The organism is Coriobacteriia bacterium, assembly GCA_041658765.1.
In the GTDB taxonomy this organism is placed as follows: domain Bacteria; phylum Actinomycetota; class Coriobacteriia; order Anaerosomatales; family JBAZZO01; genus JBAZZO01.
The window spans coordinates 1-21,189 of record JBAZZO010000015.1; the positions used below are offsets into that span (position 1 = coordinate 1).

At 68.5% G+C, this 21,189-nt stretch carries 23 protein-coding genes and 1 tRNA gene; 1 reads left to right on the forward strand and 23 read right to left on the reverse strand.

Annotation, left to right across the window (positions count from 1 at the left end; genetic code table 11):
* From WC971_08900 to WC971_08980, 17 genes are all read right to left on the reverse strand, one after another.
* Positions 1-1,884, reverse strand: a 1,884-nt coding sequence (locus tag WC971_08900; protein ID MFA5844929.1) for a YCF48-related protein, incomplete at its 3' end; no start/stop codon positions are given.
* A 189-nt stretch (positions 1,885-2,073) separates the two neighbouring features.
* Positions 2,074-2,150 (reverse strand) — tRNA-Thr (locus WC971_08905).
* Positions 2,141-3,262 carry a stage 0 sporulation family protein gene (locus tag WC971_08910; protein ID MFA5844930.1) on the reverse strand — a complete coding sequence of 374 codons (1,122 nt, stop codon included), beginning with the start codon at positions 3,260-3,262 and terminating at the stop codon, positions 2,141-2,143. The genes WC971_08905 and WC971_08910 overlap by 10 nt, the downstream gene beginning before the upstream one ends.
* A complete protein-coding gene (gene holB, locus WC971_08915) occupies positions 3,241-4,365 on the reverse strand; it encodes a DNA polymerase III subunit delta' (protein ID MFA5844931.1) in 1,125 nt (374 codons plus the stop codon). Before holB ends, WC971_08910 begins: the two co-directional genes overlap by 22 nt.
* A 4-nt stretch (positions 4,366-4,369) precedes the next feature.
* Positions 4,370-5,005: a dTMP kinase gene (gene tmk / locus WC971_08920; protein MFA5844932.1), complete on the reverse strand. Its 636-nt coding sequence runs from the start codon at positions 5,003-5,005 to the stop codon at positions 4,370-4,372.
* 5 nt (positions 5,006-5,010) lie between these two features.
* Positions 5,011-5,574 carry a FumA C-terminus/TtdB family hydratase beta subunit gene (locus WC971_08925; protein ID MFA5844933.1) on the reverse strand — a complete coding sequence of 188 codons (564 nt, stop codon included), beginning with the start codon at positions 5,572-5,574 and terminating at the stop codon, positions 5,011-5,013.
* Positions 5,567-7,057 (reverse strand): MFS transporter, encoded by a 1,491-nt coding sequence (locus tag WC971_08930; protein ID MFA5844934.1) that lies wholly within the window; start codon positions 7,055-7,057, stop codon positions 5,567-5,569. Before WC971_08930 ends, WC971_08925 begins: the two co-directional genes overlap by 8 nt.
* Positions 7,018-7,854 carry a fumarate hydratase gene (locus WC971_08935; GenBank protein MFA5844935.1) on the reverse strand — a complete coding sequence of 279 codons (837 nt, stop codon included), beginning with the start codon at positions 7,852-7,854 and terminating at the stop codon, positions 7,018-7,020. Before WC971_08935 ends, WC971_08930 begins: the two co-directional genes overlap by 40 nt.
* Position 7,855: 1 nt before the next feature.
* Positions 7,856-8,791, reverse strand: coding sequence for a malate dehydrogenase (mdh, locus tag WC971_08940; GenBank protein ID MFA5844936.1), 936 nt, complete (start codon positions 8,789-8,791; stop codon positions 7,856-7,858).
* Between the two features lie 64 nt (positions 8,792-8,855).
* Positions 8,856-9,497 (reverse strand): hypothetical protein, encoded by a 642-nt coding sequence (locus WC971_08945; GenBank protein ID MFA5844937.1) that lies wholly within the window; start codon positions 9,495-9,497, stop codon positions 8,856-8,858.
* A gap of 48 nt (positions 9,498-9,545) precedes the next feature.
* Complete coding sequence (locus WC971_08950; GenBank protein ID MFA5844938.1) at positions 9,546-11,918, reverse strand: DNA topoisomerase I; 2,373 nt, start codon at positions 11,916-11,918, stop codon at positions 9,546-9,548.
* A 46-nt stretch (positions 11,919-11,964) separates the two neighbouring features.
* On the reverse strand, positions 11,965-12,516 hold the full coding sequence (locus tag WC971_08955) for an HD domain-containing protein (protein MFA5844939.1): 552 nt from the start codon (positions 12,514-12,516) through the stop codon (positions 11,965-11,967).
* Positions 12,517-12,527: 11 nt separating this feature from the next.
* Complete coding sequence (gene hypB / locus WC971_08960; protein ID MFA5844940.1) at positions 12,528-13,193, reverse strand: hydrogenase nickel incorporation protein HypB; 666 nt, start codon at positions 13,191-13,193, stop codon at positions 12,528-12,530.
* Positions 13,194-13,221: 28 nt separating this feature from the next.
* Entirely contained in the window at positions 13,222-13,569 is a 348-nt protein-coding gene (gene hypA / locus WC971_08965; protein ID MFA5844941.1) for a hydrogenase maturation nickel metallochaperone HypA, read from the reverse strand.
* Positions 13,570-13,572: 3 nt separating this feature from the next.
* A complete protein-coding gene (gene tatC, locus WC971_08970) occupies positions 13,573-14,295 on the reverse strand; it encodes a twin-arginine translocase subunit TatC (GenBank protein ID MFA5844942.1) in 723 nt (240 codons plus the stop codon).
* A 47-nt stretch (positions 14,296-14,342) separates the two neighbouring features.
* Positions 14,343-14,600 carry a twin-arginine translocase TatA/TatE family subunit gene (locus WC971_08975; protein MFA5844943.1) on the reverse strand — a complete coding sequence of 86 codons (258 nt, stop codon included), beginning with the start codon at positions 14,598-14,600 and terminating at the stop codon, positions 14,343-14,345.
* A 21-nt stretch (positions 14,601-14,621) separates the two neighbouring features.
* Positions 14,622-14,957: an STAS domain-containing protein gene (locus WC971_08980; GenBank protein ID MFA5844944.1), complete on the reverse strand. Its 336-nt coding sequence runs from the start codon at positions 14,955-14,957 to the stop codon at positions 14,622-14,624.
* A 147-nt stretch (positions 14,958-15,104) separates the two neighbouring features.
* On the opposite strand from WC971_08980, the gene WC971_08985 reads away from it, so the two are divergent.
* On the forward strand, positions 15,105-15,461 hold the full coding sequence (locus tag WC971_08985) for an STAS domain-containing protein (GenBank protein MFA5844945.1): 357 nt from the start codon (positions 15,105-15,107) through the stop codon (positions 15,459-15,461).
* 15 nt (positions 15,462-15,476) lie between these two features.
* Here the strand turns inward: WC971_08985 and WC971_08990 are convergent, their stop codons facing one another.
* The 6 genes from WC971_08990 to WC971_09015 all read right to left on the reverse strand — a co-directional run bounded on the left by WC971_08990 (position 15,477) and on the right by WC971_09015 (position 21,188).
* On the reverse strand, positions 15,477-16,112 hold the full coding sequence (locus WC971_08990) for a hypothetical protein (protein ID MFA5844946.1): 636 nt from the start codon (positions 16,110-16,112) through the stop codon (positions 15,477-15,479).
* 42 nt (positions 16,113-16,154) lie between these two features.
* A complete protein-coding gene (locus WC971_08995; protein ID MFA5844947.1) occupies positions 16,155-16,574 on the reverse strand; it encodes a hypothetical protein in 420 nt (139 codons plus the stop codon).
* Between the two features lie 149 nt (positions 16,575-16,723).
* Complete coding sequence (locus tag WC971_09000; protein MFA5844948.1) at positions 16,724-18,073, reverse strand: amidohydrolase family protein; 1,350 nt, start codon at positions 18,071-18,073, stop codon at positions 16,724-16,726.
* A 67-nt stretch (positions 18,074-18,140) separates the two neighbouring features.
* Entirely contained in the window at positions 18,141-18,878 is a 738-nt protein-coding gene (ubiE, locus tag WC971_09005) for a bifunctional demethylmenaquinone methyltransferase/2-methoxy-6-polyprenyl-1,4-benzoquinol methylase UbiE (protein MFA5844949.1), read from the reverse strand.
* Between the two features lie 2 nt (positions 18,879-18,880).
* Complete coding sequence (locus tag WC971_09010) at positions 18,881-20,662, reverse strand: TIGR04190 family B12-binding domain/radical SAM domain protein (GenBank protein ID MFA5844950.1); 1,782 nt, start codon at positions 20,660-20,662, stop codon at positions 18,881-18,883.
* 118 nt (positions 20,663-20,780) lie between these two features.
* Positions 20,781-21,188 carry a hypothetical protein gene (locus WC971_09015; GenBank protein MFA5844951.1) on the reverse strand — a complete coding sequence of 136 codons (408 nt, stop codon included), beginning with the start codon at positions 21,186-21,188 and terminating at the stop codon, positions 20,781-20,783.
* Position 21,189 lies beyond the last annotated feature (1 nt).

Consider the following 21,189-nt stretch of genomic DNA (forward strand, 5'->3'; position numbering starts at 1 on the left):
CCCGCCGTTGAGAGCGTAGTAGGTGTTCGACACGCCGGAGCCGGCGGGATCCGTGGCGGTGAGGGTGACGGTGACGTCGCGCGAGACCCACCCGCCCGGGATGCCGGATACGGTCGTCTCCGGGGGCGTCGTGTCCGGGGGCGTGGTGTCGATGACGACGGGGCCGAAGCGGACGACGCCCCCCGCGTTGCCGGCGGAGTCGATCGCCCGCACTGCGAGGTACCAGGTGCCGTCGGCGAGCGGCGGCGTGCTGGTGGTCGCAGCGGACTGGTCGATGACGGTGTCGGGGTCGTCTGTGGCGGATGTGGTGACGAGCACCGAGTAGCCCGCCACGCCCGAGTACACGTCCGTCGCGCCCGAGAAGGAGACGGTCAGCGTCGTGGCGCTCGTGGGCGTCGAGGCGACGTGCGTCGAGCTCGACAGCGACAACCCTATCGGAACCGACTTGTCGATGAGCACGTTCGCCGTGTGACTCGTCTCGGCGTTGCTGGAAGCGTCGACCGACCAGTACCCGAACGTCGTCGTGCCCTCGACGGAGACCGTGACCGGCAGCGAGTAGAGGTTGCCGACCCCGCCGTTGAGAGCGTAGTAGGTGTTCGACACGCCGGAGCCGGCGGGATCCGTGGCGGTGAGGGTGACGGTGACGTCGCGCGAGACCCACCCGCCCGGGATGCCGGATACGGTCGTCTCCGGGGGCACGAAGTCCCTCGGCGGGACGTAGCGCAGGATCACGCCGGCCTTCCCGACCACCCAACCGTGAGTCGCGTCGACGAAGTCGCATGCGTAGAGATGCTGCACCGTCCCGGAAGCCTGCGCGCCCCAGGTGATCCCCCCGTCGGTCGTGGCGACGATGATCCCCGAGGCGCCGACCGCCCAGCCGTGCGTGGCATCGGTGAACCGGATGGAATAAAGGAGGTTGCCCGTGCCAGAGGCCTGCACTGTCCAGTTCGCTCCGCCATCCGTGGTGGCGACCATGGCTCCCGCGCCACCGACCGCCCAGCCGTGCGTGGAGTCGATGAAGCGGACGCCCCATAGGGCCTGCACGGTGCCTGAGGTCTGCGCCGTCCAGGTCGTCCCGCCGTCGGCCGTCGCGAGGATGATGCCGCCGGCGCCGACCGCCCAGCCGTGCGTGGCGTCGGCGAAGTGGACGGAGTACAGGGCGGAGGTCGTGCCGGATGTCTGAGGCGTCCAGGTTGCTCCACCGTCGGTCGTCGCGAGGATGGTGCCGATGTTGCCGATGGCCCACCCACGGGATGCGTCGACGAAGGAGACCCCGTTGAGGAGCTGTGCGGTCCCCGAGGTCTGCGACGTCCATGTCGCCCCACCGTCGGTCGTGGCGATGATCACCCCGCTCGACCCGACCGCCCACCCGTCGGAAGCGTTCACGAAGGAGATCGACCTGATGATGGTGGTACCGGCGGCGGGCGATGTCTGAGGTCCCCAGGTGGCGCCACCGTCGGCGGTCGCCAGCATCACGTTGCTCGCTCCGCCCACCCAGCCGTGCGTGGTGTCGACGAACTCGGCTGCGTACAGGATCGTCGCGACGCCCGATGTCTGCGCCGCCCAACGCGCCGAAGTGTCCAGTCCGATGGTGTCGGAGAGCGGGAGCACGTCCCCTACCGCATCGCGGAACTCGACCTGGACCGTCCGGATGCCGTCGGCTCCGACGAGCGTCGAGGCGATCGTCGACGCATACGGCATCCAGTCGCCGAAGCCACCGCCCACGTCGAAGCGCATCTCGGTGGCGCCGGTCACGGTCGAATCCAGCGAGACCGCGGCCGATGTCGTCGACCCGGCGCCGAGATTGATCGCGAAAGTGCCGACCGGGACCGCGGCACTGGCCCCGAGTGGACAGAACGCCAGCACCAGAACCGACACGAGCATGAGGCGGGTGAGACTTCTCGCTACTCGCAAGTTGGACCTTTCGCTCGCAGTGCAAGGTGAGTGGCTCGATCGAGCCACTCCTCCTAGTCATACAATCGGCCGTACTCAAGGTCGCCTTGAGGGAGAGTTGCGGGCGATCCTTAATGTTAGACAAGCAAAGCGGGGACCGAAGTCCCCGCAGGTAGATTATGGAGCCGACGAAGGGATTCGAACCCTTGACCCCCGCATTACGAGTGCGGTGCTCTGGCCAGCTGAGCTACGTCGGCGTGCTGCCGTTCTTCTCCGTTGACGCCCCGCCGCCACCGCGCCTTCTCCGGCGACGCCGTCGTCCCGTGCCTTGACCCGCCTGCTCCGAGACCTCCGCTGCCGGAGTCTCCGGGGCCGGCGCTTCCTTCGCGCGCTCCGGCGGCGCCTCGGCGCTCCGTTCGCGTCCCGAAGACCGTCTGCCGCCCCTGCCGCGCTCGGCTGCGGCGGCCGGCCTCGGCGGCGCGGCCTCCCGCTCCGCGAGGGAGGCGACGAACGCGACCATCGACTCGTTCTCCGAGTCGTGCAGCTTCTCGGCATCGACACGGCACGGACACCCGTGTCCGGGACACTCCATCGCCTCGAGCGGCACCTTGAGCTCGCCGCCCTCCTCGAGCCGGACTGTGACCATCTCGTGCGGCGTGTTGAGGTCCGAGACCTTGCCGTTGCCCGCCGGCGTCTCCACCGGCGTCCCACGCTTCGGGGCACGGGACTTGAAGTCCTTGTATGCCTCGTACTCGTAGCGCAGACAGCACATGAGTCTGCCGCACAGGCCGCTGATTTTCAAGGGGTTGAGCGGCAGGTCCTGCTCCTTCGCCATGCGGATCGAGACGGGCTGGAACTCGCCGCCGAACCGCACGCAACAGAGCTGCTCGCCGCAATGGCCGAGCCCTCCGACCATCCGCGCCTCGTCACGTACGCCCACCTGGCGCATGTCGATGCGCGCCTTGCTCTCGGACGCCAGATCCCGCACGAGATCGCGGAAGTCCACCCGCTCCTCGGCGACGAAGTAGAAGACCGCCTTGGATCCGTCGAACAGGTACTCGACGCCGATGGGCTTCATGTCGAGACCGTGCTTGCCGATGAGCTCGCGATAGCGGCGCATCGCGGCCCGCTCCTTCTCGAGCAGGTCCGCGGCGACCGTGAGGTCCTCCTCGGTCGCCACCCGGACGACGGGACGCAAGCCGGCCGGCGGCTTCTCTACTTCGAACGGTGCCGCGACGACCTCGCCGAGCTCGGTCCCACGGTCGGTCGTCACGACGACGCGATCGCCCTCGACGGGCGAAGCGTCGCACGGATCGAAGAACATCACTTTCGGCGCGAACCGAAGTCTCACTCCCACGGCTGTGGGCACTGGAACGCCTCCTGTATGTCGAGCAGCATGGCCTCTACGGCCGACTGGGGGCTCACATTATACGAGATGCGGCGCCGGGACTCACCGATTGCCGCGAGGGCGGACAAGAACCGGCCCGCCGGCACCGTGGAAAGCGCGATCATCGCGTCCAAACCGTCGCGGTTCGCGACGGCGTCCGGCGCCCCGCTCGCCACTGCCAAGCAATCCCGGAGCCAGCTGTCCGTGACGTTGAGGATCTCCGCGAGACCCTCGCGCTCCCGAGCGGTCATCTCCCGCTTGTGCCGGTCCGCGACGGCGCGCTCGGAGCCCCCGACGAACTCCCGCCGTTCGCGCAGCTCCTCGGCCTGGGACGCCTTGAGCTCGTCGAGCGGCACCTTGACGGTGGAGAGCAGCGAGCGCGTGGCGACCAGTACGTCGTGCGCGTCCATCGACGGCAACTCGCGCAACACGCCGACGACGGCGTCGCGCGCGGCGCGTCGCCCCTGCGACCTGAGGAACTCGAGCGCCTGCGGCATCACGCTCCCGGCGGCCGCGAGCGCCGCGCGTGCCTCGTCCTCGCCCGCCCCCGTGCGCTCCGTCAGCAGGGCCGCGGCGGCGGTCGGCGGCATCGGGCGGAACCTGATCACCTGACAACGCGAGACGATGGTGGGCAGCACCGACTCGACCATCCGGGCGAGGAGCACGAAGACCACATCGTCCGGGGGCTCCTCCAGTGTCTTCAGGAACGCGTTGGCGGACTCGGCGTTGAGCGCGTCGGCCTGCTCGATCAGGTAGACCTTGTGGGAGGCCTCCACCGGTCGAAGGTTCACGTCGTGGATGAGGTCGCGCACCTGATCGACGAGGTAGGTGGCCGTCCCCTCCGGCTGCAGCACGTGGATGTCAGGATGGGTGTCGCGCTTCACCCGCGCGCACGTCGGGCAGCCTCCGCATCCGTCCTCGCAGAAGATCGCGCACGACAGCGCCTTCGCTGCCTTCTTCTTGCCCGTACCCGCGGGACCGACGAAGAGGTACGCGTGCGCCACCGAACCCTCGCGCGCCTGCGTCCTCAGGACCTCGACGGCTCGCGGCTGTCCGATGAGGTCGTCCCAGACGTCTCGGCCCATGCTCTCAGACCGCCGTTCCGCGCGACCGCAGGACCGGAGCTACCGCGGCCCAGACTCCCTCGAAGACAGCGCCCTCGTCCGCCGACGCGTCGACCACGCGGAACCGCTCCTGCTCGGCCTTCGCGAGCTCCAGGAACCCCGATCGCACGCGCTCGTGGAATGCGATGTCCTCCAGTTCGAGACGGTCGGCTCCCGCGCCGGTGGCGCGCTTCAGACCTACGCGCGGGTCGACGTCGAGCAGGACCGTCAGATCGGGCGTGAGACCTCCGGTCGCCCATGCGTTGAACTCGAGGACCTGCGAGAGCGGCAGACCGCGCCCAGCGGCCTGGTAGGCCGTCGACGAGTCGGCGAACCGGTCGGCGAGCACAACCCCTCCGTTCGCCAGAGCCGGACGCAGGACCTTGGCGACGAGTTCCGCCCTGCTCGCCTCGTACAAGAGCAACTCCGCAGTGGCCTCGATGCCCTCGTGCGCCGGATCGAGGAGGAGCCTGCGGACGAGATCGCCCAGAGGAGTGCCTCCCGGCTCGCGGACGCACGTGCACTCGACGCCCGCCGCGCGCAAGCGCGACGCGACTCGCGCGAGCTGCGTCGACTTCCCGCAACCCTCGCCCCCTTCGAAGGAGACGAGACATCCGCCCATGCCCGTCACCGTCCTTCCCGACGCCACTGGACCCGGGCCTCGGCGTAGAGATCGCCGCCGAGCGTGTCGATGGCGACGAACGCCGGGAGGTCCTCGACCTCGAGTTCGACGAGCGCCTCGGTGCCCAACTCTGGATAGGCGACCGTGCGAGCCGACCGGACGTGCTCCGCGAGAAGGGCCGCCGCCCCGCCGACCGCCGCGAGGTACACGGCGCCGTTGGCGACGCACGCGGCGCGGACGGCGGAGGAGCGCGCGCCCTTCCCGATCGTGACGGTCACGCCGCCGGCGAGCATCTCAGGCGTGAAAGGGTCCATGCGCCTCGCCGTCGTCGGACCGATCGCGCCGATCGCGCGACCGGCGGCGGCCGGCGTAGGTCCCGCGTAGAAGATGGCCTGCCCCGCCAGGCCGTACGGCAGGGCGCCGGTGGCCCGCGCCTCGGCGAGGAGCCGCTCGTGAGTGGCGTCACGCGCTGTGAAGACGGTCCCCGTCACGAGCACCTCGTCGCCGGCCCGCAGACTCGCGAGCGTATCGCGGTCCGCGGGCAGACTCAGACGCAGCGGCTCAGACACCCGCACCCCCCTTCGCCGGCACGGGACCCTGGCCGTCCCTGAGCATGCGGAACGCATAGAACGCGGCCGCGAGCACGATGAGCGAGGCGAGCTGCAGCGTGATGCGCGGGCCCGTCAGCACGACGTGCTCGGGGGCGAGGTGGCGCTGTTCGATGACGCGCTTCACGATGCGGCTCGCAACGTCCCCGAGCGGCGCCATGACGATCATCGACACGAGCAGCGACACCCTGATCACCGACTCGAGGGCGGTGAAGACACGCCCGCGCAGCTCGTCCGCGGTCGTCTGGACGACGTACGTGTTGCCCGCGACGGTCACCATCGCGATCGAGAATCCAGCCGCGACCGCGAACAACGCGGCGATCCAGTAGATCCCCACGCTCGCGAACGCGAGCATCGAGACCCCGAACGCCGCTACGCTCCCCGCGAAGAGCCACGTGAGCGGCACGCGATGCGACAGACGCGGGACGAGGAGCGCGCCGCTCGCCATGCCGAAGGCGAGGAAGACGAGGATGAACGTCTGCGGAGCCGCGACGAGCGTCCGCAGGGCTTGGATGCGCTCGAGTATGGGCACTCCTCCGGTGAGGTTGTGCTGCACGTAGACCAGACCGACCGGCACGATGGTGCCGCCTCCGAGGATCGCGAACCCGATGGTGACGAGGAGGCCCCGCAGCTCGCGGTGGTCGCGCAGGAAGGCGAAGGACTCGCGGACGTCCTTCCCGATCAGCGACAGGTCGAGCCGCGCGCCCGAGCCGCGCACGGAGCGCGCGACCTTGCCGATGCGCCAGATCGCCACCGCGGAGACGAGGAACGTCAGGCTGTCGACGATGACGCCGGCTCGGGGACCGAGGAGGGCGGGCGCGAACAGGCCCACGAAACGGGAGACTATCGGCAGCTTCGCGGCGAGGACGAGCCGTACCGCCCGCTCGAACGCCGCGAGGATCGCGCCCGAAGCCGTGAGGCCCACCAGCATGCTCGCCTGCTGCGTGGTGTACGACAGCCCGTTCGCGGAGGTGATGTCGCCCTCCTCGGCGAGATACGGGATCAGCGCGCTCTTCGCCGGGAAGAAGAAGATGCTCGCCGTCTCCATCAGCAGTACCACGAGGTAGATCAGCGCCAAGCTGTTCGTCGTCATGAGCGCGAGCGCCAGGACGGCGCGCACGACGTCGCAGGCGATCATGAGCCTGCGACGGTCGAACCGGTCCACCAGGACACCCGTCACCGAAGAGAACACCAGCGACGGGATGATCTTGGCGATCAGGATGCCCGCGACGGCGAACGACGAGCCGCCCGAGAGCGACGTCACGAGTGGCATGAGGAAGCCGATGACGAGCCAGTCCCCTACACCGGAGACGAACTGGCTCACCCACAGGCGCCTGAACCGGGGGTTCGCCGCGAGGCGGCGGTAGGCCCCTCGCGAGAGTGCGGGAAGGTCCGCCGAGACCATCAGGGCACGTCCACGCTCGCCGAGCGCATCGCGCAGCACCCTAGGTTCACGGCCACCGGCAGTGCGGCGATGTGGCAGGGCGCCGTCTCGACGTGCACGCCGAGCGCGGTCGTGGTCCCGCCCAATCCCGCCGGGCCGATCCCTGTCGCGTTGACCGCCTCGAGCAGCTCGGCCTCGAGCGCCGCGGCGCGCGGGTCCCGAGAGGGCCCGAGCGGGCGCATCAGCGCGCGCGTCGCGAGACGCGCGACCCCGTCGAACGTCGACCCGACGCCGACGCCGATGACGAGCGGCGGACACGCGCCCGTCGCCTTGGCGTCCACGGTCTCCAGTACGACGCGACGCACACCCTCCAAGCCTTCCGCGGGGTCGAGCATCGCCAGGACGGATGCGTTGTCCGATCCTCCGCCCTTGAGCATCACATGGACGGTCGCGCCACGCCCCGGACGGAGCGTCACGTCGAGGAACGCGGGTGTGTTGTCCCCGGTGTTCGACCGGTCGAAGACCGCGTCGCGTACCACGCTCATGCGCAAGGCGTTCTCGCGGTATGCGATGGCGACCGCCTCGTCGACGGCCGCGGCCAGATCGCCCCCCACACCCTGGTCGGTGCCGATCTCGAGGTGGACCCGGACCGTCCCGGTGTCCTGACATATCGGCACGTCGTCGCGCTCGGCGATCCCCGCATTCTCGAGGAGCATGCGCAGTACCGCCCTGCCGCGCTCCGAGGACTCGCTCTCGCATGCTGCGGCGATGGCGTCGCGCACGTCCTCGCGCAGGGCCGTCGCGGCCCGCCCGATCGCGTACCCCACGGCGGACGCTACCGCTGCGGCCTCGAGCACCCTAGACCTCCGGTCCCAGGGACGCCACCTGCGCGGCGACACCGTCCGCGGACGCGCGCAGCGCCGCGAGTTCGGCGTCGTCCAAGTCGAGTTCGGGCACCCCGCGCACGCCGGACCGACCGAGCGAAGCGGGCACCGAGAGATGGACGCCTTCGATACCGTACTCGCCTTCCAGGCGGACGCAACTCGGCAGCACCGCGCCGGTGTCGCCGACGATCGCGGCGACCATCGCCGCCACGGACGCCGCGGGAGCGTAGAAGGCGCTCCCCGTCTTCAGGTGCGCCACGACCTCGGCTCCGCCTGAGACGGTGCGACGCACGACCTCTGCGACGCGCCCAGGCGCGAGGACGTCGATCAGGGCCTTGCCGGCCACGCTCGAATGGCGGGGAAGCGGGACCATCGTGTCGCCGTGCGCGCCGACGACGAGCGCCTCCACCTCGTCGATGGCCGCGCCCGTCTCCTCGGCGATGTAGAACGCGAAGCGGGCGGAGTCGAGCACGCCGCCCATCCCCAGCACGCGCCCGGCCGGCATGCCCGAGACCTTCCAGGCGAGATCGGTCATGACGTCGAGGGGGTTGGTGACGCACAGGAGAACGGCGTCGGGGGATCGCGGCGCCACCTCGCCGATCACCGAACGCACGATACCCGCGTTCGCCGCAAGGAGGTCCTCACGTGTCATCCCCGGCTTGCGAGGCAGTCCAGCCGTCACCACGACGACGTCCGAGCGCTCGGTGCCGTCGTAGCCGTTGATCCCCGTCACCTTCGGACCGAACCGCTCGACGCTGCGGCTGTGGCTCATGTCGAGCGCCTTGCCCTGAGGAACGCCCTCGACGACGTCGACGAGCACGACGTCCGCGATGCCCTTCAAAAGAAGGAGGAAGGCCGCGGTCGCTCCGACCTGGCCGGCTCCGACGACGGTGACCTTGGGGTAGCCCAACGTGATGCCTTCCTGTCGCGATAGGACCGAGGATCCGACGGGAGGGCCCGTCGTCACCGGGATTCTACCATGTGGCATCGGTCGGCCACGGCTGCGCGGAGCGCGTGCCGCCATGGACCGCGAGCCGCTGGCGCAGGATCGGCGGCACCTCGGGCTGCCGTTCGCGGACGCCGAGCGCGACGGGGACCTCGACGTCGGCGAAGAGCACCTCCTCCGAGTCGCCCGCCTCCGCCACGACGTCCCCCGCGACGACGATGGCGGCGCACCCGGGGCGTTCGGGGCTTCCGTCCACGACCGCCGTGACGAGCACGAGCCCGGCGACCGCCAGGCTGACGCCTATGGCCAGCTCGCGGAAGGCCTCGGCCTGGATCGCCGACTCCGGCTCGGGTCTCCATGCCATCGCGGAGACGCCCTCTCGCGCGAGACGCGCGAGAACACCGGCCTCTGCGCAAGCATCGCCCCACAGGACGGCGGTCCTCCCCAGCGGCGTGTCGAACGGGGGCTCGGCGCCGTCACCCACGGAGACCACCGTGAGACCGTCCACGACCTTGGCCGAGGTCTCATCACACGCCGAAGAGCCGGACAGCGCTGGGACGATGACGACCTTGGCGCCCGCGCGCGCCGCTTCATCCACGACATCGGCAAGGGCGAGCCTGTCGGCCTCGATGCCGTCACGAAGTCGGTGCTGCACCACGGCGATGCGCATCGGTCCCACCCCCTGATGGGTTCCTACCCGAAGAGAGGGAGCGCGCCGCTACTTCTTCGGCTTCGGCTTCGCCTTCCGGCTCGGCTTCTTCGGCTTCGCCGCCTTCGTCGGACAGTCAGGGTCGATGCAGATTCGCCACGGCCCCTTCTTCGTTTGCACGATGACGACCGGATAACCGCACGGGCATGTCTCGCCCGTCGCCTCGATGTCTCCGCTCTGCGGCAGGGGCATGAACGGCTTCGGGCACCCGCCCTCGTGGTTCGTGCACCGCGCGTACCGGTTGCCGACAGCGGAATACCGCACCCAGAAGACTCCCCCGTCGCACTTCGGGCACGATCCGAGTTCGATCTCGGGGCCCTTCTTCGTGGGGCAATCGGGACTCAGGCACATCGTCCTGGGCCGCTTCTTGAACTGGATGACCAGCACCTGCGGGGTCCCACAGACGGGGCAGGCCTCCTCCACGGCCGAGAACTTCGCCTTCTTGGGGAGCGGGAAGGTGACCGGACAGTCCGGATAGCCGCTGCACCCCACGAAGTAGGACTTCGTCTTGGGAGAGAACTTGATGACGAGGTCGTGGCCGCTGGCCGGGCAACGACCGACCTTCGAGTCGTCCAGCGCCGCTACCTCGAGCGCCTCGCCGACCGCGAGGACCGTCTCGTCGGGCAGGAGGGCGGCGATGACGCCCCCGAGCAGATGCCTGGAGCGGTCGACGACCTCCTCGCGACCCGCGCGGCCGTCCGCGATGGCGTCCATGTCCGCCTCGAGGTCGCTCGTCATGCCCGGCGTGGTGATGCGCTCGGCGTATTGCTCGAGGGCGTCGATGACCGCCCTGCCCTTGCAGGTAGGCTCGGCGGGGTCGTTGACGACGTACTTGCGGTCGTAGAGCGTCTGGATGATGTCGTGGCGCGTCGCCTTCGTGCCCAGACCGAGGCGCTCCATCTCCTGGATGAGCTTGCCCTGCGTGTAGCGCGACGCGGGCTGCGTCTGCTTCGCCTCCATCGTGGCGCCCTCGAAGGACGCGGTGTCGCCCTCGGCGAGTGGAGGCAGGTGCTCGTCCTTCTTCAGGCCGTAGGGGTAGATGGCGCGGAATCCCGGCTCGGAGACGACATCGCCCTTCGCGACGAAGCGCTCACCGCTAACGTCGAGATCGACCCTCGTCGCCTCGACGAACGCCGGACCCGAGAGTGTGGCGAGGAACCGCCGCGCGACGAGGTTGTAGATCTTCCACGCCTGGCCATCGAGCTTGTCGGGGTCTCCGACGCCCGTCGGGTGGATCGGCGGGTGGTCGGTCGTCTCCTTCGGGCCGCGCGTAGGAGTGAGCGCACCGCCGAGCAGGCGCTTCGCATGCTCGCGATAGACGGGGACCTCGCAGAGGGTGTTGAGCAGGGCCTTCAGGTCGAGGCTCGGAGGGTAGACCGTGTTGTCGACGCGCGGGTACGAGATGAGGCCGCTCATGTAGAGGGACTCGGCCACCTGCATCGTGCGGGCCGGCGCGACCCCCTCGTTGGCCGCCGCGGCCATCAGCGAGGTGGTGTTGAAGGGCACGGGCGGATCGACCTTGCGCCTCGTGCGCTTCGTCTCGACGACCGTCCCGGTCCCGGCGCCTTCGACGGCCCGCATGACCGCGAGAGCGTCGTCCTCCGTTTTGAAGCGGTCGGTCGCGTGCCCGGCGGTGAAGGAGCCACCTCCGGCCGCGAAAGCTCCCTTGACGGTCCAGTAGTCCTCGGGGACGAAGCGGTCGCGCTCCTTCTCCCGATCGACTATGTGCTTGAGTGTCGGAGTCTGCACGCGTCCGGCCGAGATCACGTCCCCGAACGGCTTCCTCGACTTGCGCTGGTTCGCGAGCGTCAGGTACCTGGTGAGCGTCGCGCCCCACACGAGATCGATGTCCTGCCGCGACTCGCCGGCCTGCGCCAGCGCGTCCGATATCTCCCCGACCTCGGCGAAGGCGCGCTCGATCTCCCCCTTCGTGATGGCCGAGAAGCGCACCCTGTGCACGGGCACGTCGGCGTTGACGTCGCGCACGACCGATCGCGCGTCGGCGCCGATGAGCTCGCCCTCGCGGTCGAAGTCGGTAGCGATGACCACCTCGTCCGCCTTCTTGGCGAGGCTGCGCAGGGACTGGATGATGCCCTTCTCGGCGGGAAGCTTGAGGATCGGCGCATCGACGAGCGTGGGCAGGGCGTCGAGCCGCCACTTCTTCAGATCGACTGCGGGAGCGCCCTTCTTCGGAGAGTGCTGCTCGGGGAAGTCCACCTTCATGATGTGGCCCTTGAGCCCGATGGAGACCCAGTCCTCGCCGTCGCGGCGGAACGTGTAGACGGGGGTCGTGTAGACCTTGTCGGTCGCGGACTTGCCGACCGCCAGTATCTCGGCGATGCGGCGCGCGGCGATGTTCTTCTCGGAGATGATGAGTCGCATGGGTGACACTATATACGCCGTGCGGCCGGCCGATGCAAGACCTGACTCAGAGTCCGAGGTCCTTCGACCGGGCCTGCATCGCGGCGAGAGAGAGGGCGAGGAACTCCTCGCGGCCCAGGCCACAGGCCTCGCACGTGTCCATCTGGTCGCGGCTCGCGCCTCTGGCGAACGCCTTCTCCTTCCAGCGCTTCAGAAGCGCCGGGACGTCGACGGCGTCGAGCCGCTTCTCCGGCCGCACGAGCGCGGCCGCGACGATGAACCCCGTGGTCGGGTCCGCGGCGTACAGCGCGTGGTCCATCGCCGACTCGCGCGGCGCCTTCTGCGCGTGCGCGAGGATGGCGTGGACGCTCTCGTCGTCGACCCGCCCGTCGAGCAACTCGGCGGTGACCAGGCCGTGGCGCGCCGGATCGTCCGCCGTCGTCGCGTAGTCGAGGTCGTGGAGGAGACCCGCGACCTCCCAGCGGTCGGCGTCGGCCGAGTCCTGGCCGAGGCGCTGCGCGAGCGCGCGCATTATCGCGCCGGTGGCGACCGAATGGTTGACGAGGTTCGCCTGCGGGACGTGCTCCTTCACGAGCGACAATGCCTGTTCGCGGTCCATCCGCGCTCCCCTCAGACGACGGCTCGCGCCGCCTCGATCCGCTGTGCGAGCCACGCCACCCAGTCCGCCACTCCGTCGCCCCTCGTCGCCGAGACCGGGAAGACCGGCGCGGCCGGATTGAGCGAGTGTACGACTTCGCGGAAGGCCTGCTCGTCGAAGTCGAAGACTCCGAGTGTGTCGTACTTGTTCAGGATGACCGCCTCCGAGATGGCGAAGATGTTCGGGTACTTGAGCGGCTTGTCGTGGCCCTCGGGGACCGACAGGATCATGACCTTCGCGTGCTCCCCGAGGTCGAAGTCGGTCGGGCACACGAGATTGCCCACGTTCTCGATGATGATCAGATCGAGCGACGAGAGGTCGAGCGCGCCCAGAGCCTTGCGGATCATCGCGCTCTCGAGATGACACGCGCCGCCGGTGTTGATCTGGACGGCGGGGATCCCATGCGCCGATATCTTCTCCGCATCGACCCTGGAGGCTATGTCGCCCTCGATGACCGCGATGCGGTAGCGATCGCGAAGCGCGGCGATCGTCGCGAGGATGGTCGACGTCTTCCCGGCTCCGGGACTCGCCATCAGGTCGACGACGAAGACGCCATGCTCCGCGAAGAGCGCACGGTTCTCTTCGGCGAGCCGGTCGTTCTTGTCGAGGATGCCCTTCGCGATGTCGATGCGCGCCACTTCGTGTCTCCTTCGGTCGGACCCGTCTTCAGTCCGTGTCGATGTCGATGCTGTCGACGCGCAGTTCGCGCCCCTGCACGAGTTCGCACAGGAAGTTGCCGCACGCGGGGCAGGTGGCCTCGAAGCGTCCGTGCTCGAACTCCTCGCCGCACTCTCCGCACTTGGAGCGCGCGCCGAGCCGTTCGACGATCAGCACCGCGTCCGCGGCGAGCGTGTCTTCGCGCAGCACCTCGAAGGCGAACTGGAGTGAGTCCGGGACGATGTCGGTCAGGTCGCCCACCGTGACATGGATCTCGGTGATCCGCGACGCGCCCTCGCGCTGCGCGACCTCGGCGGCGGCGGCCAGGATGCCTTCCGTGATCCCCATCTCGTGCATGGTCTAGACCTTCTGCGCCGCGATGCGCTTGCGCAGCAGCGTCCGTGCCAAGAACATGCTCAGCTCGTAGAGGACGACCAGCGCGCCGAAGAGCGCCCCCATCGTGACGGGGGACCAGTCTGGCGTCGCGACGGACGCGACGATCATCAGGCCGACGTAGACCACCCGCCACTGCTCGCGCAGCTTCACGTAAGGCACGATATCGAAGACGACCAGGTAGAACACGACCACCGGAAGCTGGAACCCGACGCCGAAGCCGATCATGAGCAGTGTCGCGCCCTGGTAGAACTGGCTCGCGCTGGGGAGCAGCGCCACCGTCTCCCACCCCTGCGACAGCATCCAGCCGAACCCCGCCCCCAGGACGGTGGACCAGCAGAAGAAGACGCCGAGCGCGAACAGTCCGACCATCGCCCCGAAAGTCGGGATGACGTACTTGCGCTCCTTCGGCTTGAGCGCGGGCAGGAAGAACGCCATCACCTGCCAGATGATGACCGGGCTGCCGAAGATGACCGCCATGTACAGCGCGACCTTGAAGCGGAGCCCGAATCCCTCGAACGGTCCCGACCATCGCAGCTTCTGCCCGTGCAGCAGGGGCAGGATGGGGCGCAGGACCACGTCGAAGAACCACGGCGCCCAAGCGTAGGCGACCATGCTGCCGACGAAGACGACCGCGGCGATGATCATCAGCCGGCGGCGAAGCTCGGTGATGTGGTCGAGGAAGGGCATGTGCCTGGGCGTGATCGGCATCGGCGTCCGGGAGCGGCCCGCGGGGCCTACTCCTCGTCCTCCTCGTCGTCGCTCTCATCGGTCACTGTCGGGACCTCGGGACCGGACTCGATGATCGGAGCGTCGGCGCGGCCGCTCTCCCAGAGCTCGGCGCGGATCGTCGCCTCCATGGTGTCCTGGGCGCGGCGGAACTCGGTCATCATCCGGCTGATGGTCCGGGCGACCTGTGGGAGCTTGTCGGGTCCGAAGATGAAGAAGCCGAACGCGACGATGATGAGCAGCTCGCTGCCGCTGATTCCGAACACGGGCCCTCCAGACGGCCGGGCCTAGAAGCCTTGCGCCTCGCCTCGCGAGGCGAAGACCGGGAAGACTTTGTCGAGACCGGTGATGCGAAAGATCTTCAGGATGGAGTCCTGCGTGCATATCAGCCGCAGAGAGCCGTCCTTCTCTCTCGCGCGGCGCAAGCCGCCTACGAGCACCCCGAGTCCGGAGCTGTCGATGAAGGCGACCTTCTCCAGGTCCACGACGATATCCACGCAGCCGTCATCGACGACGGAGACGAGACGGTCCTTGAGCGTGGGCGCCGTGTAGACATCCACCTCGCCCGATAGTGCCAGGACGCAAGAGGAGCCGTCCTTCTCGGTCGCTATCTCGAGTTCCATTCGGTCCTCGTCTTCCATCCGCCTTCACGTGGAACGATTGTAGCGCCCGTGCTCCCTCCTGGCGACCGGCGCGCATAGGCCGACGCCGATTGGGGTAGCATATCCTCTGATAGGACACCCGCGCCCTCGCGACAGCAAGGGGTCGGCATGGCTCTCAACATAGAACTCGAACAGACCGAGCCCTACTGGTCACTAGCCCTCACCGGCGACCTCGACTACAGCGAGTGCGCGACGTTCCGCATGAACATCGACCGCATCCTGAAGTCGGGTCCAGGTTCGACGATCGTCGACATCTCGGGTCTCGACTACCTCGACAGCTCTGGGCTCGGCCTCTTGCTGAGTCTCTCGAAGGAGTACTCCGCGCAGGGCGGTCGGCTCGTGCTCGTCACGAACGAGACGGTCGACAGCATCCTGCAGCTCACTCGTCTGAACGGCATCTTCTCCACAGCGGCCACGCGACACGCCGCGGCGGAGATGCTCGCCGACACCGCGCCCGCCGGGTAGGGCTGCCGGGAAGGGCTACTGGAGCTCCTTCACCCACGCCTGCGCCTGCGCGCGATCGCCGTAGGTCCCATTCGGGTCTGCCACGAGATACCGCTGGAGAAGGTCGAGCGCTTGCGCCGGCTTCGAGGTGTCCTTGTAGAAGATCCCGCCGTTGAACAGCGCGGGCGCGAATTTCGGATCGATCTTCAGGGCCTTCTCGGCGAAAGCCGACGCCGTGATGGGATCGCCGGCATAGTAGTGCGAGATCGCCTTGTCGGTGAGGACCGCCGGATCGTCGCCCTTGATCTTCAGAGCCCGCTCGTAGTACTTGGTCGCGGCCGTCCAGATCGGCTCCGAGACCGAAGGGTCGTCGGGAGACGCGTTGCGCACCTCGAGAGCCCAGTCGAAGTAGCTGTTGCCCTGGGACACCAGGAGCTCTCGATTGTTCGGATCGTTCTTCAAGACCGCCTCAGCGGCGTCGACCCGCGGCTGGTACTGGGCGTTGATCGCCGCGACACCGGTCGCTCCCGTCGTGGCCGCGGGCTGCTGGGCGGTGTTCGAAGCCCCTCCCGAGCCGAAGACCGACGGGATCAGGCTGAGCACGAACGAGGCTGCCACGATCCCGATGACGACCTTCACCCACAACGACGAATTGCTCTTATCGAGTGCCATGGTCCCTCTCCTGTCGCGGCGCGGTGTGGAGCGTGGCCGGCACTACTTGGCCGCAGTCGCCGCCGTGGAGCCGCCGCCGATGTTCGGATGACCTGCGGGCAACTGGCCTTGGCTGATCTGGTCCTGGCTCAACTGAGGCGCGGGGCTGAGGCTGCCGCCGGGCAGGCCCGCGGTCGAACCGCTCCCCGTGGAAGCGCCGCCGACGGGAAGCATGACGCCCACTATCACGCCGACGAGCAGAGCGCACACAGCCAGAAGGCTGGCGATCGACATGGGCACGGTCTGCGAGAGGAAGTCCTGCGGCTCGGGAGCCACGGCCGGCGCGGCCTTCGCGGTAGCCGACTTCGCGGTCGCGGGCTTCGTCGCGGACTTGGCGGCCGCTTTCGCGGTCTTCGCGGGCTTTGCCTCCGCCTTGGCCGGAGCGGTCTCGTCGTCGTCGAAGAAGAAGTCTTGGTCGCTCACTGCGTCGATACCTCCTAGGACATGGGTCACGCACGAGCATTCCCGGCTCGCGCGTCGCATTCGGAACGGGATTATAGCACGCGCCAGGCCAAGGGTAAGACGCGCCTTCCGCCGTGCGGGTTCCCGGGCGGTCGCGAACAGCCGTGCGCCTAGCCGCGCAACTTGCCGCGCGTCTTCTCCGCAGCCGCGAGGGCCGCCTCCGCGTCGACGGTGAGATACTCACCGCGCTCGTAGAGGACGGCGCCGTCGACCATGGTCATCACGACGTTCTCCTGGTTCGCCGTATGGACGAGCGCGCTGTACGGGTCCTGCGTAGGTACCATGTGGCTCGACGAGAGGTCGACCGCGACTATGTCCGCGCGTTTCCCGGCCTCGAGCGATCCGACGCGGTCCTCCATCCCAAGAGCTCTGGCGCCTTCGAGAGTAGCCATCCGCACGAACTTCTCCGCGGTGAAGAACGAAGCCTCGCCCGTCAGCCCGCGCTGGAGGAGCAGGCCGATGCGCATCTCGTCGAACGTGTCCACGGTGTTGTTCGACGCCGGGGAGTCCGTCCCCATGCCCACGTGCAGGCCCCGCGCCAGCAGACGGTGGAGAGGCGCGATGCCCATCCCGAGCTTGGCGTTGCACCGCGGGCAGTGCGCGACGGCGACCCCATGCGAGCCGAGTACGTCGATGTCGGCGTCGTCGACCTGCACGCAGTGGACGGCAAGCACTCCGGGGATGTCGAACAATCCCCACTGGAGCACGTATCGCACCGGGCTCACACCCGTAGGCATCCACGCGACGTCGGTCCAGCCCGCCTGCTCCCGGAAGTCCTGAGCGAGCGGCGACGAGCCGTACATGACGAAGTCCCACTCGTCCTTGCTGCCCGCAAGGTGGATGGCGACCTTCAGCCCCTCGTCGCGCGCGAGGTCGGCGACGCGACGGAAGAGTGACGGATGACACGTGTAGGGCGAGTGCGGCGCGATGCCTATCGAGAGCAGGGCGGAGTCGGCCGTCGCTCTCCACTCGTCCATATCGGCACGGGCGGCCGCAAGCTTCGCATCGACCTTCGTCTTGTCCATCGTCGAGACCTCGCGGTAGACCACGCCACGCAACCCGGCTCCAGCGGCCGCGCGCAGGCTCGCCCCGGAGTTCGTGATGTCCGCGATCGTCGTGATGCCCGACTGCATCGTCTCCATGGCGCCGAGGGTCGCCGAGTCCTCCCAGTCCCGAGGTTCGAGCGACGCCTCCTTGTGGACGACCTGCATCTTCCACTGGCTGTACGGCACGTCGTCCACCGCGCCGCGGAAGATCGAGTACTCGAGATGCGTGTGAAGGTCGACGAATCCCGGCATGAGCACCGCGGAGCCGAAGTCACGCAGCGGCTCCTCGGGATTCTCGGCCACAAGTCTCTCCCGCGTCCCCACGGCATCGATCCGGCCGTCGCGCACCAGCACGGCGCCCTCTTCGATGTGGGGCGAGGAGACGGGCAGGACGTAGCGGGCGGCGAGCAGCATGGTGGCCTCCGGAGCTAGAGCGTTCTACGGCTCAAGTATCGCACGGAGGAACATCCGCCGCAGGCGGCTACTTCGTTGCCACGTGCAGCGCGACGATTCCGAAGGCGAGGTCCCTCCAGACGATATGCGAGAAGCCCGCGGCGCGCAGCTCTCCACCGAGGGCCGCCTGGTCGGGAAAACGCCGGATCGAGTCGCCCAGGTACTGGTACGAGTCCCGGTCGCCGGCGACGAGCGCGCCGAGAGCCGGGACGACGACGCGCAGATAAGCATGGTAAAGAGCGCGGAAGACCTTGTTCGGCGGCCTGGTGAACTCGAGGATGAGATAGCGGCCGCCCGGTCGCAGGACCCGCATCACCTCACGGAAGTTCGCGGCGCGGTCGGGAAGGTTGCGGACTCCGAAGCCGACCGTCACCACGTCGAAGGACCCATCGCCGAACGGCAGGTCCTGCGCGTCCGCGAAGTCGAACTCTACGCCGTCGGGAGATCCCGCCGCGGCCGCCTTGCGGCGAGCGACCTCGAGCATCTCGGGCACGAAGTCGGTGCCCACGACTCGGCCGGCTCCCGCGCGCGCCAGCGCGAGGGCGAGATCACCCGTTCCGGAGCACAGGTCAAGTGCGGCCGTGCCGGAGGTCGGGGACGCGACGCGCACGGTCATGTCACGCCACCGGCGATGGAGACCCAGGCTCATGAGGGTATTGAGCAGGTCGTACCTGCCCGCGATGCGCGAGAAGATGGAGCGCACCCCGTCTGTGGTCGGCGTCCCGGCCGGCGAAGAGCCCGTAGGGTCTCCTGCGGGCGCCGCCACGCTCACGCCCCCGCGTGACGCGCCGCGAACCGCCGTCGGGCGATCGTGATCGGCGAGAACAGCGAGGCGAGGCTTTCCCGGAACCACAGGCCGATGACGTTGACGACGTGACGGAGGTTGGCGTTCGCCGGCCAGTTCAGCTCGGACTTCTCGCACACGGTCGACTCGTTGAGCCTGGCGACCTCTTCCCTCAATGCGGCGAGACCCGCCGTGCGTTGTGCCGGGGGCAGGTCGAGACACGCGTCGATGCGCGTCATGGCGACCCTCGCGGAGAGGATCCGGCTCTCGGTGGTCGCGGCGACCTCGGTCGAGACGATGCCCGCTCGCGCCTTCACGCGGTTGAGCCCGAGCGCGGCCACGTACGTCGCGTCGACGAGTTCGTCCTTCGTCATCGTCAGGGACTCGTAGTTCATGATCTGCTTCCACGAGGGCTCGACGAGCAGCTGCCTGTGCTCCTCGAGGGTGTCGGCGAGCCGCCGATACCCGAACCGTGCAGGATCATCGTAGGCCATCGAGCCGGGGTCGAGGAACGGCGCCATGGGCGAGACGAACTGCAGAAGCCTGCGGTCGTTCCCGACCTTCGAGTAGAGCGACTCCGAGTACTCCGCGGTCCCGATGACCGATTCCGCGGTCTGCGTCGGAAGCCCGGTCATGTAGTAGAGGTCGAACCGGGAACACCCTTGCCTCAGCGCCGCGGCGATCGACTCCTCGACGTCGGCCATCACGTAGTGCTGCTTGCCGAACGCGCGTCTCACATCGTCGTCATGGCTCTCGACCGAGACCTCGCAACTCCAGTCTCGAAGGTTCTCGCTCAGGAAGGCGTAGAACTCCTCCGCGGGAGGCTTGAAGAACTCGAACGCGATGGGGTTCTTGAGCTTCAGCTTGCCCACACCCCTGATGAACGCGGCCGTGTAGTCGCGGCCGGCCTGTAGGAAGTCGTTCAGGACGAAGATCGGCCCTGGGATGTAGCGCTGGATGTTGGCGATGTCGCGAACGAGGAGCTCGGGGTCGCGGAAGGCGACCTTCCGCCTGCCGAAGTGCGTCCTGAACGAGTACGCGGACCCGCCGCACGTCACGCAGTCGTGCGTGCAGCCGCGGCACGTGAGCGAGGCGCAGACGGGATACTGGAGCCAGTCCTTGAAAGGCACGAAGCCCATCATGTCCCGATGCCGGATCACAGCCCGCATGTTGTACGAGTAGTCGAGAGAGATGTCGTTCATGTCGTCCGGCACCCACGAGAGGTCGTTCGCGACGACGGAGCCGTCCGCGGTGCGATACGTGAGGTTCGGCACGTCCGAGACGGACCCTCCTCGCGTGATCGCCGACATCAACCTGGCCATGGGCTCCTCGGTGGAGTCGCCACGCACGACGTAGTCCACGCACGGATACGACGCGAGCTCCTCATGGAAGAACGACGCGGACAGTCCGCCGAAGATGACCGGGGTCGATGGATGGATCTTCTTGACGAGCTTCGCGATCTCGACGGAGCCGTGGGCATGAGGCAGCCAGTGAAGGTCGATCCCGAACGCGGCGGGATCCATCTCCCGGATCGCGCGCTCCACGTTGAAACGGGGCTTCGTGAGCATGAGCACCGCGAGGTTCACGATGCGGACGCGGAATCCCCTGCGCTCGAGGTACTCGGCGATCGTGGTGAAGCCGAGAGGGTACATCTCGAAGACCGGGGTCGACGGGACCATGTCCGAGACCGGCCCGTACATGATGGAACTCTCCCGGAAGTCGTAGACGCTCGGTGCATGAAGAAGCACCAGGTCGACCTTCGGCATGCGGGATTCCCCTGTTTCTACCCCGGTCGCCCGCCGCCCCGAACCCGGCAGATCGGCGTCGGACGTGCGACCGGCTGAGTATACCATCCGGGGGTCGCGCGAGGACCGCGCGCCGGGCTCACCTGCCGGGCGACGGCAGCTTGCCGGTGCCCAGGGAGACGGCGTCGATGACGACCCAGCGCGACTCGAGCCTCTCGACCGAGAAACGGGTCGCGGGCGGCCACTCCGAGAAGCCCTCCGACCTGCGCCAGCGCACCACGACGTCTGCGGCGTCGGCGGTCACGGTGGCGACGTAGGGGCGGGACCAGTCGGGCAGAGGGTCCTTCCCCGATCTCGCCTGCTGTGCGGTCCCCGCCGCGACCTGGGCCGCCAGCGCGCCGTCCGCGAAGAAGGGCGCGTAGTCGGAGGCGTCCGTCGAGCGGGACTGGCGCGTCTCAAGCAGTCGCTGCACCACCTTCGCCGCGGGATGCTCGTATGCCGCGCCCCGAGAGCAGCCCGAAGCGGACGCCGCGAGCATCAAGCACACG

Bases quoted from the DNA above. Each gene is read 5' to 3' on its own strand.
- WC971_09010 (MFA5844950.1), bottom strand. From the start codon at position 20,662: ATGCCGAAGGTCGACCTGGTGCTTCTTCATGCACCGAGCGTCTACGAC.
- WC971_09000 (MFA5844948.1), bottom strand. From the start codon at position 18,073: ATGCTGCTCGCCGCCCGCTACGTCCTGCCCGTCTCCTCGCCCCACATC.
- WC971_08945 (MFA5844937.1), bottom strand. From the start codon at position 9,497: ATGCGCATCGCCGTGGTGCAGCACCGACTTCGTGACGGCATCGAGGCC.
- holB (MFA5844931.1), bottom strand. From the start codon at position 4,365: ATGGGCCGAGACGTCTGGGACGACCTCATCGGACAGCCGCGAGCCGTC.
- tatC (MFA5844942.1), bottom strand. From the start codon at position 14,295: ATGCCCTTCCTCGACCACATCACCGAGCTTCGCCGCCGGCTGATGATC.
- WC971_08990 (MFA5844946.1), bottom strand. From the start codon at position 16,112: ATGGCACTCGATAAGAGCAATTCGTCGTTGTGGGTGAAGGTCGTCATC.
- WC971_08985 (MFA5844945.1), top strand. From the start codon at position 15,105: ATGGCTCTCAACATAGAACTCGAACAGACCGAGCCCTACTGGTCACTA.
- tmk (MFA5844932.1), bottom strand. From the start codon at position 5,005: ATGGGCGGATGTCTCGTCTCCTTCGAAGGGGGCGAGGGTTGCGGGAAG.
- hypA (MFA5844941.1), bottom strand. From the start codon at position 13,569: ATGCACGAGATGGGGATCACGGAAGGCATCCTGGCCGCCGCCGCCGAG.
- WC971_08950 (MFA5844938.1), bottom strand. From the start codon at position 11,918: ATGCGACTCATCATCTCCGAGAAGAACATCGCCGCGCGCCGCATCGCC.
- WC971_08980 (MFA5844944.1), bottom strand. From the start codon at position 14,957: ATGGAACTCGAGATAGCGACCGAGAAGGACGGCTCCTCTTGCGTCCTG.
- WC971_08955 (MFA5844939.1), bottom strand. From the start codon at position 12,516: ATGGACCGCGAACAGGCATTGTCGCTCGTGAAGGAGCACGTCCCGCAG.